The organism is Nostoc sp. CmiVER01, from assembly GCF_034531135.2.
In the GTDB taxonomy this organism is placed as follows: domain Bacteria; phylum Cyanobacteriota; class Cyanobacteriia; order Cyanobacteriales; family Nostocaceae; genus Nostoc.
In genome coordinates this window covers 243,515-257,309 of record NZ_JAVRBU020000005.1, presented here as the reverse complement: position 1 = coordinate 257,309, position 13,795 = coordinate 243,515, and the positions used below count along the sequence as shown (strand labels likewise).

The window sequence follows — 13,795 nt, the reverse complement described above, 5'->3', positions numbered from 1 at the left end:
GTTTTTAGTACTTTAACCAAAAGGAATATCTTTGTTGTAAATTAACCTAAGTTTAGAGTTAACACTTTCTGCATAGTATCAAACCTTGAAAATTTTATTAAAATATGGATTTTTCCACAATAAATAATATGATGCGAAAAACATATTACCGAAAAATACAACGCAATGGGAGATTGTTCATCTAAAATCTAAAATGATATAAGTTGAAAAAATTAATCTTATTAATGAACTACAGGCATTCAATTATAAATAGCAAAATTGAGAATATTAGAGATGGAAAAAAACATTACTTTCTCACACTAATATTCATTCAGGTAATAGCGATCGCATTCTTATTCATTAATACAACCGCATTGGCAGCCACAGTCAATCCCTGTCCCGAAGGTATGGCGATGATTTCAGGAGGAACGTTCAAAATGGGGTCTGATAATTCCAGTTTTGTGGAAGAGCGATCGCCTGGAGATGTAACGGTGACTAACTTCTGTATTGATAAATATGAAGTAACAAATTCACAATTTAGTGAATTTGTCAAAGCTACAGGATATGTGACAGTTGCAGAGCGTCCCTTATCTCAAGAACAGTTTCCCGATTTACCCGATGAGCAGCGATTACCGGGTTCTTTAGTGTTTGAGATGGCAAAACCGGGTGTCAAAGAAGTTTCCTTTCTGAGTTGGTGGCATTGGACTACTGGCGCGAATTGGCAACATCCTTTTGGCTCTGACAGTGTGATTGCTAGTAAATCCAACTATCCAGTTGTTCACATAGCTTACGAAGATGCCCTAGCTTACGCCAAATGGTCAGGAAAATCTTTACCCACCGAAGCTCAATGGGAATATGCCGCCCGTGGTGGCTTGGATGGTACAACATATACTTGGGGCAATGAATATTCTGAACATAGAGCCAACACTTGGCAAGGAATTTTTCCCTTTTTCAACACCAAAGCCGATGGTTACTCGGGCATTGCTCCCGTCGGTTCTTTTGCACCCAATGGTTATGGACTCTATGACATGACCGGCAATGTGTGGGAATGGACTAGTGATTTCTTTCAAGTAGGACGCGATCGCAAATCCGATCAAATTAATCCTATTGCCTTAAATCAAAGCTTTGATCCCAAAAAGCCCAATGAACCAAAGTTACACGTAATCAAAGGGGGATCGTATCTCTGCGCTCCCAATTACTGTAGCCGCTTCCGTCCGGCGGCGCGGGAGTCAGAATCACCGGATACGGGAACTACTCATATTGGGTTTCGGCTAGTTAAAAATTTGCCTGCTAGCACACTACCTATGAAACCAATTCGCAATTCGCAATTGAATCAAGCCACCAACAAGGGGCGTTAGCGTAGCGGGATGCAGTACGGTTTTAAACCTTCACTTTTTTCATAAATCCAAAATTGTATGACTAATCCTCACAAGAGAGATTCTTTGTATGCGTCTCTGAAGCTAACTTCTGGTGCGTTCGCGCAGGGTCTCCGTTCGTGCAGCGTCCCGAAGGGAAGGAGAATCGCATTTTTGAGTGCCCTAACGCTAATATTTTCTAGTCTCTTACCTCTACCTGCTTGGGCGGACTATGGCGAGAAATTGCCATTACCCCAACCATCTTTTCAAGGCAAAATTGGCATTACTTACAAAGAATCCGAACCAGACTTCCCCAAACCAATTAAGGCTCCAGAAAATGCACCAAATGTGTTGCTGGTGTTGCTTGATGATGTCGGTTTTGGACAAACCAGCACTTTTGGCGGTCTAATCGATACGCCAAATTTAGACCGTCTAGCAGCAAGGGGATTGCGTTATAACCAATTCCACACTACAGCACTCTGCTCTCCTACCAGAGCCGCATTACTCACGGGACGCAATCATCATTCTGTGAATACAGGTGTGGTTGAGGAGTTAGCCACAGGCTATCCAGGCTATACTGCGATTTTACCTAGAAGTGCGGCAACGATCGCCGAAGTATTGCGAAATTATGGATATAACACCGCAGCCTTTGGCAAATGGCACAACACCCCAGACTATGAAACCAGTGCAGCAGGCCCATTCGATCGCTGGCCGACAGGTTTAGGTTTTGAGTACTTCTATGGATTTCTGGGCGGTGATACCAATCAGTGGAGCCCAGCTTTGGTGGAAAATACCCAACATATTCAGAAACCAAATCGCCCTGATTATCACCTCACCCCCGATCTAGCAGACCATGCAATTAAGTGGATTCGTACCCAGCAAGCGATCGCTCCTGATAAACCCTTCTTTACCTACTTTGCCACTGGCGCAACCCATGCCCCACACCATGCGCCCAAAGAATGGATCGACAAGTACAAGGGTAAATTCGATCGAGGTTGGGATAAATTACGCGAAGACATCTTTGCTCGTCAGCTAGCCTTGGGTGTAATTCCCGCCGATACTAAGCTAACTCCTCGCCCAGTGGAACTCCCGGCTTGGGATTCCCTTACTACCACTGAGCAGAAAGTTTATGCGCGTCAGGCAGAAGTATTTGCAGGTTTCCTCAGCCATACCGATGCACAAATTGGTAGAGTCATTGATGCGATCGATCAACTGGGTAAATTGGATAACACCTTAGTCTTTTTCATCGCCGGCGATAATGGTGCGAGTGCTGAAGGCGGCTTAACAGGTAGTATCAATGAATTAAAAGTCTTTAATGGCGTAGCAGAAAGTCCTCAAGAAGTTCTCGCGGCTTTTGATGATTTAGGTGGGCCAAAAACCTTCAATCATTTTCATGCAGCTTGGGCTTGGGCAGTGGATAGCCCCTTTCAATGGACAAAACAAATTGCTTCTCACTTCGGCGGAACCCGCAATGGTTTAGTTGTGGCTTGGGGCGATCGCATCAAAAATCGTGGTGGACTGCGAAGCCAATTCCATCATGTAATTGATATTGCTCCCACAATTCTGGAGGCTGTGGGGATTGAAGAACCAGAGTTAGTCAACGGTGTAAAACAACAACCCATCGAAGGTACTAGCCTTGTTTATAGCTTTGATAATCCTGCTATACCATCCCATCACAAAACCCAGTATTTTGAAATGTTGGGCAATCGTGGCATTTACGATCAAGGTTGGGTAGCAGCCGCCCGTCATGGACGCTTACCTTGGGAGCGTGTCTCCAAAACCACCTTCGATGAAGATAATTGGGAACTATACGATATTACCAAAGACTTCAGTGAAGCTAACGATTTAGCCAAGCAGAACCCTGACAAGTTAGCGCAACTACAAGATTTATTTTTGAGGGAAGCAAAAAAATACAAAGTTCTGCCCTTGGACGATCGCTTACTTCAACGGTTTGATGTCAAAATCCGTTCCAACCTAATCACAGGACGCAATAGCTTTACTTATTACACATCTGTTGCAGGGATTCCCGAAGGCAGCGCTCCCAATATTAAGAATCGCTCCTTTAGCATCACCGCCGATGTAGATGCTGCCAAAGATGGTACTGAAGGCGTTTTAGTCACTCAAGGCGGACGTTTTGCGGGTTGGAGTTTCTTTTTGCAAGAAGGTAAACCCACTTTTGCTTACAACTTGTTAAATAGCGATCGCACAATAATTCAATCTTCTCAACCAATTGCGATCGGCAAATCCCAAATCAAATTTGACTTTACTTATGACGGTGGCGCTCCGGGAGCAGGCGGTACTGGTAAGCTCTCAATCAACGATCAACAGGTTGCCGAAGGCCGTATTGATAAAACTGTAGGCTACCGATTTGGTTTAGATGAAACCTTTGATGTTGGTCAAGATACTGGCACACCTGTGGTAGATACTTACCAAACACCCTTTGCATTCACCGGTAACTTACAGCAAGTCACCCTGGAATTGAAGTAATAGAAATTAGGAATTGGGGATTGGGCATTGGGCATTGGTTATTCTCCTCTGCCCCCCTGCTCCCCAGCCCCTCTGCCCCCTGCCCCTTTGCGTCTCTGCGTGAAAAAAATCATGAACGAAATCTTGTCACTAATCGATAAACTCGCACTTTTCACATTTATCGTGTTCACCATGCTGGGTGCAGGGTTAAGTCTCACCGTACAACAGATTTGGGAACCACTCCGCAACCTTCGCTTAGTCATATCATCGCTGTTAACAAATTTTGTATTAGTGCCAGTTTTTGTATATTTACTATTGCAAGTAGTACATTTAAGCGAACCACTAAGAGATGGCTTACTGATTATGGCAGTAGCATCAGGGCCTCCAGCATTACCGAAACTTGCCCATATAGTCAAAGGCAATATAGCTTTCTCGGTGGGATTAATGATGTTGCTAATGCTGGGCACAATTTTTTATATGCCGATTGTACTGCCTTTAGTGGTGGAAGGTGTACAAATTAACTCCTGGGACATTGCCAAACCCTTATTGTTAATGATGGTTAGCCCATTGATCGTTGGGTTATTCATCAAAGCAAAATTGAGTGCGATCGCCCCCATTATCCAACCGATTTTGTTCAAATTATCTAATGCTGGATTGCTTTTAGGTTTAGTAGTCAGGCTGATAGTTCACACTAACGATATCATTGGCTTATTACAAACAGGTGCAATTTTAGTTTGTGCTATATTCATAGTCTTCTCTTTTAGCGTCGGTTATCTTTTGGGCGGCCCTGGTATCGATACCCAACGAGTGCTAGGAGTTGGAACAGCTCAACGCAATTTTGCCGCAGCATTATTAGTAGCTACAAGTAATTTTGAAGATCCCAGCGTCGTGAGCATCATCATGGTGACGAGTCTTTTAATGATGATCGTAGTTCTGATCGCCGGGCCAAAGTTCATAGAACTAGACCAAGGAACCGGTGTAGAGATAGAACAGGTAGAAGGTTGAAACCCTCTCTAAAAACTGTGCTTGGTAAATACGCTAAATCAATAGTTTTACCGTATTATGTATTAGATACACAAATATTAGATCAGATAAAAAACTATATATGAGGTAGCAGATGGTTCAATCACAAACAAGCTCTTTTGATGCAATCAGTCCAACAGCTTTGATGGTAGCTTATACTAGGCAGTTTACTGATATCCCTTATGGCAAGGAATTAGCTCAATTAGTTAATGCCGAAAGCTTCATAGAACAACTGCAACAAAAAAAATTAAGTCAGCCAAGTGAAGTTTCTGTTCTTGTTGAAGCTCGTTACAAAGCTGTTAATCAAGTAATATCTCAACACTTGCAATTTGAGACTACCCAAATTATCGAGTTAGCATCTGGATTATTGCCTCGTGGTATGGCAATGTCTGAAAATCAAAATATCACTTTTGTTGAAAGTGATTTACCTGCAATGATTAGTCAGAAGCAACAACTCGTAAAACGATTGATTAGAGAACGGCATAATTTGTATTTTGAAGCAATTGACGCTACTAATCAACCTAGTCAGTTTCCTTGGAACGTAAATTATTTACATCAAAACCAACCTGTAGTTGTTTTATGCGAAGGATTGTTAACATACCTAACCTTAGCAGAAAAGCAAAAAGTGTTTGTTAATGTTCGTGAGATACTGCGAGTTTACGGCGGTGTATGGATTACACCTGACCTAACCACTTTTGATGGCTTGAATCAACTACGGCAAATTAGTCCTGGGTTGCAAAGACTCAATCAAACTGCAAGTAATGTTTCAGGTCGAGCTATTAATAATTATCACTTTGAAAACATCGGTCATGTGAAACAGTTCGCTTATGAACAAGGGTTTGATATTAAAGAATATAGTATGCTCGAAGTGATGAATCAAATTACTTGTTTAAATCCTTTAGGGATTGAGCCAGAGGTTGTTAAATCAATGTTGGCTATTGGCTCTACTTTTGTTTTAACCCTTCGCAATTCTTGATGTCTTTAACTGGTTTTTTTGTATGTACCCTCTTGCTACTGCTTGCCTTGCACATTCAATGTTTTGAGTATGCCGCCTCGCAATGTAAAAGATATCTGTTAGCGTTGTCGCAGTAGCATAACCAAGAATTTGTCTTGAGGCGATCGCCTGAAATAACAACTCTGCATCATGCAAAAACGCCTCTCTTTCTAGTAGAAAATCTAGAATGATATTCGTACTCAACTACCGCGTAGTCTAAACCAACAACTCAGGTAAATTTATTACTAGAATTCATCTTAAATATACATAGCAAAGTAATCATTGTAGATTTCTGTATTAGTCATAACTGTGAGTTCTATTTGTTTTTGTTCTTCATCTGTTGCCGAAGTCGTAGCTGAATCTAAGCTTTCTTGAGGAATAAAATCACCACAGTATTCATTCGCCGGTACTGTTGCATTCATCTTCTGGGGATAACTCAATTTGAGATTATTCATGATAGTAATGAATTGACTACGGCTGCGATACTCGTTCCGAGTCGCTCCGCGAACGCTAAATCTGGGATTAAGACGCTTTTCTTCGCCAATAGTGGAAACTGTGCGTCCTTTATAGTCATGGGCAGGATATACCAAGGTATCATCTGGCAAGGTGAATAAGCGTTGTGTCACCACATCATATAAAGTTCCAGGATCACCTCCCTGAAAATCTGTGCGTCCACAACCACGAATAAATAAGGCATCACCAGTTAACAGATGGGTTTTGTTCACTAAATATGTTATGTGACTGGCGCTGTGTCCTGGTGTCAAAATTGTTTCGATGATTACCGATCCTACCTCTAGAATTTCGCCACCGACAAGGGAGCGATCGGCTTTTGTCACAGCAGTATTCTGGGGAACAATCACCTCACAGCCTGTTTTTTGCCTGAGTTTGCCTGCCCCTGTAATATGATCGGCATGGAGGTGAGTTTCTAGACAGTAGCGTAGCTTTAATCCCAGTTCATCTAAAGATTCCAAATCGCGGTCAACTTGCTCTAATACAGGATCGACTAGAACAGCATCTCCTGTCTGCCGATCACCAATTAAGTAAGTATAACTACTAGTTGCAGGGTCAAAAAATTGCCGAAATAGGAAAGTTGATTGCGGTATCTCTGCACTGCCATCGCTTAACAAAGGCATCGTCGGAATAGGGCGTACACGCACTGGTAGCGATTGCAACAACGCCTTAGATAATTCTTGCGCCTGTCCCCGTAATTCTGGCACAGCAATAGTTTCCCACAAGTCGCCCTTGCGGGGAGTTCCCAAGGTATAAAACAGCGTCGAAACGTTACCGTCTGCTGCATATAAAGCACCGTGGCTATCTGTATCTAATCCTAAACCGATGGCATTGGGTCGAATTAATTTCTGCGATCGCAAATCAGTAATCAGAGGATGAGGTGATCGGCGATAATCTGCTGCTACCCCTGTACAATTCACCACCCGCCGAACTTGCAAGATATGATTAGTTTGGGTTTTGCGCCAGCACACAGTAACAGCTACACCGTCCGGCAAAGCTTGATATTCCCGAATCCGCCCAGCAGAGATGGTGAGTTGGCCAGAATCCAGCATTTGGGTGACAACATTTGCTACTTCTGGGGCAATGCGGTGACGATGCACATCCCAATAGGGTGTCAGATGACGCAAAAAACGTTGCTGTTCTTCAGTCGGTAGTTTTTGCCAGATTTTCTGAATCATGGGACGCAGAGAATCAATTACTGCCCGCCAGTCGTAGCCTTGGGTAGCCGCAATTTCCACTTCGGTACGTAGCCGACGTAACCAGTTGCGTACACTTTTTGGTGAATTTTCTGGCGTCAAGAAGCAGGCATAAGGTTGAGCCGCCTGATGTTTTAGGGGAAATAAGCCTCGTCGGGACACAGCATAAATTTTGCCGCGATGTTGGCGATCGCTCAGAGATAGAACCATGTCCACCATCGTCAATCCCGTACCAATTAGCAACACAGGCGCATCAGCATCAAGGTCTGCTAGAGCATCGGCTGACCAAGCATTCCGCAGATAATCATCATTACTGTTTGGGTTTTGAATAGCGGGGGGTGCAGAAGGTGAGTTCCCCAATGCCAACACAACTCTGTCTGCGGCAAAACAGCGACCACTACGTAGAGAAATCATTGCGCCTTTTTCTTCAGGCTGTACCCCTACCGCTTCATCGGTGAAGCGTTCTAGTCGCACATCACTGGGCGCTGTGGCTTCTGCTTCTGCTAAAACCGATTGAATGTATAAACCATAAACTTTACGAGGTATGAAAGTACTGGCATTGACTTCTTCTGAAAAAAATGCTGTTAACTCATCGCGGTTGTGCTGAAGCCAACGTAACAAATGCCCTGGATCATGAGCAAATGCGCTCATGTTGCCTGCCGATACATTCAGCAAATGACAGTTGGTATCGGTGCTGTAGGCGATTCCCTTGCCAATTTGATCGCTACGCTCAATCAGCTTAATTGTGAGGGGTTGGCTGGCAGTTTTTAATAAGTGGGTAGCGACTAGAGAACCACTAAAACCTCCGCCAACAATAGCGATCGTGGTTGGAGTATGGGCAGTTAAAAAGCTAGGGTTCATGGCGGTCTTAGCTAGAATCAATAGTTATGCTGTCTCTTTACTGGAACTAAATGCTTTTCCAACCCAGCTAAAAAATCAGACTTGATTTATTATAAATTCTTATAATACCTTGATCTCAAGCATTAAATACATTTAATTGATAAATTAACAGTAGTTTGTGGCTTATTGACAGAATCTGTACAATTATCATCTTAGAAAGTTCTCAAGATATTCATATCTATGACTTACGCAATAACTCTCTGAAACTCTCATTCCTTTGTGTCCTTCTCTGACTAGACGCTGCGCGTAGCAATATCCCCAAAGGAGTATAATGCGGTTCGTTTTTTCATTATTTTGCGTAAGTCTTGTACTTAACATACAACGCAACTTAAAAGAACCTATGAGCTAGTCAAAGAGTTCAGCAAATAATTCAACTGTCACTAATAACAAAACCTCAGCAGAATCTCGTAAGAAAAAACAAGCGGCAGCAAAAATTACAACTGGGTATGCGGAGTAAATGGCACCTGAAAAAATCGTTGTAAATGAGCCACCGCCTAAACCAGACTATCCTCGCTATAGAGTTCATCTTAAAGGAGCGGGTACTGTGGGATGACTACCAAGCGGCATTTGAAGACATGATTAACAATTGCTCGACTGCTCATGCCCCCTGGTATGTCGTACCTGCAAACAATAAGTGGTATCGTAACTTAGTAGTAGCTCGAACGATCGCAGACACTTTAGAGGCAATGAACCCACAATTTCCACCAGCAGAAAAGGGTTTAGAAAATATTGTAGTTCCAGATTAAGCAGCGATCGCAATTTTCGGATCTTGCATTTGCGGCTTATCCATGTGAATATTCTATCAATAAAATACGGTAATTTGCTTGCTTTACCGTAGTATTTATATTGGTTATAGCTTAAATGTTCTACGTATCCTCAACACTCCCAAAAGCTTATGGACATCAACACCCAACGAATAAAAACTGATGTACTTGTCATTGGTGGCGGTACAGCCGGGACAATGGCTGGAATCAAAGCCAAACAAGCCAATCCTGATGCAGAGGTGCTGATTTTAGAAAAAGCTAACATCCGACGGAGTGGTGCGATCGCAATGGGTATGGATGGCGTGAATACCGCAGTTATTCCCGGACATTCCACCCCAGAACAATACGTCCGCGAAATCACCCTAGCCAATGATGGTATTCTCAACCAAAAAGCCGTATATCAAACAGGCAAATTAGGTTATGAAGTTATCCAAGAATTAGAAACCTGGGGTGTGAAATTTCAAAAAGATGCCCAAGGCAACTATGACTTAAAACAAGTGCATCGTGTGGGTAAATATGTCTTACCCATGCCAGAAGGTAAAGACCTCAAAACTATTCTTACCCGCCAAGTCAAACGCCACAAAGTCAAAGTGACAAATCGTGTCATGGCAACCCGTGTCTTAGTCAAAGCAGGACGTGCTATTGGTGCAGTAGGATTTGATGTCAGAAACGGAGATTATATTGTTATTCAAGCTAAAGCAGTCATCCTATGTACAGGTGCCTGTGGCAGATTAGGATTACCCGCTTCTGGCTATCTCTATGGCACTTATGAAAATCCTACCAATGCCGGAGATGGCTATTCAATGGCTTATCATGCAGGTGCAGAACTCAGCAATATTGAATGCTTTCAAGTTAATCCTTTAATTAAAGATTACAACGGCCCCGCCTGTGCTTATGTTGCTGGGCCTTTTGGCGCACATACAGCCAACGCCGAAGGGAATCGCTTCATTAGCTGTGACTATTGGAGTGGTCAAATGATGTTGGAAATCTGGAAAGAATTAAATTCTGGGAAAGGGCCAGTCCAATTGAAAATGACCCATTTGGATGAAGATACAATTGCAGAAATTGAATCCATACTTTGGGCAAATGAACGACCAAGTAGAGAACGCTTTCATCAAGGTAGAAATGAAGATTACCGCACTCACGGCGTAGAGATGCACATCTCAGAAATAGGCTTATGTAGCGGTCATAGTGCCTCTGGTGTGTGGGTGAATGAAAACGCCGAAACAACCGTCCCAGGTTTATATGCAGCCGGAGATATGGCTAGCGTTCCCCATAATTACATGATTGGAGCATTTGTTTTCGGTCGCATAGCCGGAACTCATGCCATTGAATATATTCAAGATTTAGATTTTATTGAAGCAGACACAGATTTTTTAGAAGCTGAAAAAGCTAGAATATATGCACCTTTAACTCGTCCGAATGGTGTACCTCACACCCAGGTAGAATATAAATTAAGACGCTTAGTTAATGATTATCTGCAACCACCAAAATCCGGTAATAAAATCGAGATTGGTTTAAAACATTTTGTGCAATATCAAGAAACATTAGATTTAATGGGCGCTCGTGATCCCCATGAATTAATGCGTTCTTTGGAAGTGCATTTTATTAGAGACTGTGCAGAAATGGCAGCTAGAGCATCCTTATATCGTCAAGAAACTCGTTGGGGACTTTATCATTACCGCTTAGATTATCCAGAAAAGAATGATGACGAATGGTTTTGCCATGTGAATTTAAAGAAACATGAATTAGGCGAAATGGTATTGTTTAAACGTCCTGTAGATCCTTACATTGTGGATGTAAGTTTACATCATGAAACTTATGATATAGCAGTGAAATAAACATGAAATATTTATTTTGGGATTTTGATAATACATTAGGTTATCGTCAAGGAATGTGGAGTGAAACATTACATTCAATTTTAATATTGAATGGAATCTACAATATAGATTTAGAAGATATTAGACCATTTTTGAAGAATGTCTTTCCTTGGCACTCGCCTGAAACTCCCCATAGTTTATTGTTTAATGAAAAAACATGGTGGGAATACATGAATGAATACTTTGCACAAATATATCAGAGAGTAGGAATAAATAGAAATCAGGCAATAAAATATGCTTTTCAAGTCCAAAATGAATATAAAAATATTGAAAAATGGCATTTATATGATGATGCAATTCCTACTTTGCAAGATGCAATTAAAAATAATTATAAAAATATAATTCTCTCAAATCATATACCTGATTTACACGAAATCATAGACCAATTAAATATTACAAAATACTTTGAAAAAATATATACGTCTGGGAAAATTGGATATGAAAAACCCAGTGTCAAATTTTATACTCATGTCATCAATGATTTAAAGATTGAAAAAACAGAATGTGTAATGATAGGTGATAGCTACAATGCTGATATTGCTGGAGCATTACGGGCAGATATACAAGCAATTTTAGTTAGGAAGCCTAATGATAAAAATTATAAACTTTATAGTCAAGATTTCAGAGGAATACTAAAAATGATCAGAAAAATTTCAACTATAGAATAAAGCATTTCCGTGAATTAAAGAATTGAATGAATTATAAAGCCATAATTTTCGATCTCGATAATACACTGTTGAATTTTGAGCTATGTGAACGCCAAGCTATTCTGGGAGCGTTGGAAGATTGTGCAGTATCTTTAGATTTAAATGGAGTCAGTGAGACTATATTTCTTCAAGTATTTGAAACTTATAATTCCAAGTATTGGAGACAGCGAGAAATTTTTTCTCCTAATGATTTAATCGAGATGTCTTATCGAAGTACACTTGCTCACTTAGATATACAAACAGATCAAATCAGCAATCTTAGTCAAAGTTTTTGGCATATTTTTAATCATTCTGCTGTAATAGAACCTGATGTAAATGAAGTATTAACTGTTCTCGCACATAATTATCGTTTGGCTGTTATCACTAACGGTTTTGTATCAGCACAACTACCGAGAATGCAAGCTGTGGGAATTGAGCATTTTTTTGAAGAAGTTGTAGTTTCTGAAGCAATTGGTTTTGCTAAACCATCTCCTGAAATATTTCATCATGCGTTATCTAGATTAGATTTAACACCAGCAGAAGTCCTTTATGTAGGAGATTCTCTTACTCATGATTATGCGGGAGCAATGCAAGTTAATATTGATTTTTGCTATTACAACCGAAAACAACAAAGTTTACTACAAGGAGTGCAACCAAAGTTTATTATAAGCCAACTTTTAAACTTGCTGGAGTTGGTTAACTAACAAGCTTTTGATTTATTCATTTAAAGTTTAAATTATTTTGAAAAATGTTATCATAAATATGTCTATTTATAATTCAATTGGTCAACAATATTCCAAAACTCGCGTTCCTGATATTCGCATTGTCAATAAATTAATTGATTTACTCAATCTACCCAAAAATAGCATTATTGCTGATATTGGGGCTGGTACTGGTGGTTACAGTCTATCGCTAGCTAATCAAGGATTTATTGTTAATGCTGTTGAACCTTCTTTGGTAATGCAAAAACAAGCATTAGAATATCCGCAAGTTAAGTGGTTCACTGGCTATGCAGAAAATTTACCTTTGCCAGATAAGTCTGTTGATGGCGTTGTAAGTATCCTAGCAATTCATCACTTTACTAATCTCGAAAAAGCGTTTCAAGAAATGCAACGAATTATTAGAGATGGCATAATAGTTTTACTAAGTTTTGATATTAGATTAGCCCAAAAGATATGGCTTTATGACTATTTTCCGTTTTTGTGGGAAGATGCCTTACGATTTTTGCCACTTAATGAACAGATAAACTTAATTCAGAGGAATACTAAAAGGCGTGTTGAAGCCATACCCCTTTTGTTACCATACGATTTATCTGATTTATTTGCAGCAGCAGCCTGGAGGCGACCAGAGTTATATCTTCAAAAAGAAGTACGTGCGGGAATATCATCTTTTGCATTAGCAAATCAAGATTTAATTGAGCAAGGAGTACAGTTACTTACAGCAGATTTAAGTAGTGGGGAATGGACGAAAAAATATGGCAATATTCACAATTTGACAGAGATTGATCTAGGCTATCGTTTTATCCATGCAACGTTGGATAACTAAATAATTGTAATTTAAAATTAAATCATGACAAATAAAGTTACTGTAGGTGAAAAAATTAAAATTAGACAAGCTGAGATTAAAGATGTAGAGAGAATTACTAGTCTTTGCCAACAACTTGAATATTCTGTGACAAATGAACAAATAGAAGAGCGCCTTACTAAAATTACAAATGACGATGCTTATATTGTGTATGTTGCTACTCTAGAAGATGAATATGTAATTGGTTGGGCGCACGCTCATATTTGTGATTCAATAGTCATTCCGACTCCAGCAATTCTTTTAGGATTAATTGTAGATAAAGATTATCGTCACAATGGAATAGGAAGTGTTTTAATGCAGCAAATTGAACAGTGGGCTTTTCTAATTGGATGTGAGGGTATTCTGTTACGTTCTAATGTTAAACGTCGAGAGGCTCACTCGTTTTATGAAAAAATTGGTTATAGGAATATCAAACAGTCAGTGACATTTTATAAAAAATTGCAACCTCAAGAGTAAAT

The 13,795-nt window shown here is 40.4% G+C and carries 12 protein-coding genes; 10 read left to right on the top strand and 2 right to left on the bottom strand.

Features of this window, described 5'->3' with window-relative positions; all coding sequences use genetic code 11:
• The first annotated feature begins 224 nt into the window (after positions 1 to 224).
• The 4 genes from RMZ43_RS10035 (at position 225) to RMZ43_RS10020 (ending at position 5,799) form a co-directional block, all read left to right on the top strand.
• Positions 225 to 1,337, top strand: coding sequence for a formylglycine-generating enzyme family protein (locus tag RMZ43_RS10035; protein ID WP_322653126.1), 1,113 nt, complete (start codon positions 225 to 227; stop codon positions 1,335 to 1,337).
• Between the two features lie 171 nt (positions 1,338 to 1,508).
• A complete protein-coding gene (locus RMZ43_RS10030) occupies positions 1,509 to 3,821 on the top strand; it encodes a sulfatase-like hydrolase/transferase (RefSeq protein WP_322653125.1) in 2,313 nt (770 codons plus the stop codon).
• Positions 3,822 to 3,932: 111 nt separating this feature from the next.
• Complete coding sequence (locus tag RMZ43_RS10025; protein WP_322651412.1) at positions 3,933 to 4,805, top strand: bile acid:sodium symporter family protein; 873 nt, start codon at positions 3,933 to 3,935, stop codon at positions 4,803 to 4,805.
• Between the two features lie 112 nt (positions 4,806 to 4,917).
• Entirely contained in the window at positions 4,918 to 5,799 is an 882-nt protein-coding gene (locus tag RMZ43_RS10020; RefSeq protein WP_322651413.1) for a class I SAM-dependent methyltransferase, read from the top strand.
• On the opposite strand, the gene RMZ43_RS10015 is transcribed toward RMZ43_RS10020, so the two are convergent.
• Together RMZ43_RS10015 and RMZ43_RS10010 are read right to left on the bottom strand one after the other, a co-directional pair.
• Entirely contained in the window at positions 5,779 to 6,021 is a 243-nt protein-coding gene (locus tag RMZ43_RS10015) for a PIN domain-containing protein (RefSeq protein ID WP_322651414.1), read from the bottom strand. The two genes, RMZ43_RS10020 and RMZ43_RS10015, sit on opposite strands and share 21 nt — an antisense overlap.
• Before the next feature lie 53 nt (positions 6,022 to 6,074).
• Positions 6,075 to 8,384, bottom strand: a complete 2,310-nt coding sequence (locus tag RMZ43_RS10010) for an FAD/NAD(P)-binding protein (protein ID WP_322653124.1) — start codon at positions 8,382 to 8,384, stop codon at positions 6,075 to 6,077.
• A 521-nt stretch (positions 8,385 to 8,905) separates the two neighbouring features.
• Between RMZ43_RS10010 and RMZ43_RS10005 the strand changes: the two genes are divergently transcribed.
• The 6 genes from RMZ43_RS10005 (at position 8,906) to RMZ43_RS09980 (ending at position 13,793) form a co-directional block, all read left to right on the top strand.
• Positions 8,906 to 9,169: a hypothetical protein gene (locus RMZ43_RS10005; protein WP_322653123.1), complete on the top strand. Its 264-nt coding sequence runs from the start codon at positions 8,906 to 8,908 to the stop codon at positions 9,167 to 9,169.
• A gap of 149 nt (positions 9,170 to 9,318) precedes the next feature.
• The gene (locus RMZ43_RS10000; protein ID WP_322653122.1) at positions 9,319 to 11,028 is read left to right on the top strand and encodes a fumarate reductase/succinate dehydrogenase flavoprotein subunit; all 1,710 of its coding nucleotides are present in this window, start codon (positions 9,319 to 9,321) and stop codon (positions 11,026 to 11,028) included.
• A 2-nt stretch (positions 11,029 to 11,030) separates the two neighbouring features.
• Complete coding sequence (locus RMZ43_RS09995) at positions 11,031 to 11,735, top strand: HAD family hydrolase (protein ID WP_322653121.1); 705 nt, start codon at positions 11,031 to 11,033, stop codon at positions 11,733 to 11,735.
• Positions 11,736 to 11,761: 26 nt separating this feature from the next.
• Positions 11,762 to 12,457 carry an HAD family hydrolase gene (locus tag RMZ43_RS09990; protein WP_322653120.1) on the top strand — a complete coding sequence of 232 codons (696 nt, stop codon included), beginning with the start codon at positions 11,762 to 11,764 and terminating at the stop codon, positions 12,455 to 12,457.
• Positions 12,458 to 12,515: 58 nt separating this feature from the next.
• Positions 12,516 to 13,298: a class I SAM-dependent methyltransferase gene (locus RMZ43_RS09985; RefSeq protein ID WP_322653119.1), complete on the top strand. Its 783-nt coding sequence runs from the start codon at positions 12,516 to 12,518 to the stop codon at positions 13,296 to 13,298.
• Between the two features lie 24 nt (positions 13,299 to 13,322).
• Complete coding sequence (locus RMZ43_RS09980) at positions 13,323 to 13,793, top strand: GNAT family N-acetyltransferase (RefSeq protein WP_322651420.1); 471 nt, start codon at positions 13,323 to 13,325, stop codon at positions 13,791 to 13,793.
• Positions 13,794 to 13,795: the final 2 nt, after the last annotated feature.

Coding starts and splice junctions, on each gene's coding strand:
- RMZ43_RS10020 (WP_322651413.1), top strand. CDS start 4,918: ATGGTTCAATCACAAACAAGCTCTTTTGATGCAATCAGTCCAACAGCT.
- RMZ43_RS09985 (WP_322653119.1), top strand. CDS start 12,516: ATGTCTATTTATAATTCAATTGGTCAACAATATTCCAAAACTCGCGTT.
- RMZ43_RS10005 (WP_322653123.1), top strand. CDS start 8,906: ATGAGCCACCGCCTAAACCAGACTATCCTCGCTATAGAGTTCATCTTA.
- RMZ43_RS09990 (WP_322653120.1), top strand. CDS start 11,762: ATGAATTATAAAGCCATAATTTTCGATCTCGATAATACACTGTTGAAT.
- RMZ43_RS10035 (WP_322653126.1), top strand. CDS start 225: ATGAACTACAGGCATTCAATTATAAATAGCAAAATTGAGAATATTAGA.
- RMZ43_RS10000 (WP_322653122.1), top strand. CDS start 9,319: ATGGACATCAACACCCAACGAATAAAAACTGATGTACTTGTCATTGGT.
- RMZ43_RS10025 (WP_322651412.1), top strand. CDS start 3,933: ATGAACGAAATCTTGTCACTAATCGATAAACTCGCACTTTTCACATTT.
- RMZ43_RS09980 (WP_322651420.1), top strand. CDS start 13,323: ATGACAAATAAAGTTACTGTAGGTGAAAAAATTAAAATTAGACAAGCT.
- RMZ43_RS09995 (WP_322653121.1), top strand. CDS start 11,031: ATGAAATATTTATTTTGGGATTTTGATAATACATTAGGTTATCGTCAA.
- RMZ43_RS10010 (WP_322653124.1), bottom strand. CDS start 8,384: ATGAACCCTAGCTTTTTAACTGCCCATACTCCAACCACGATCGCTATT.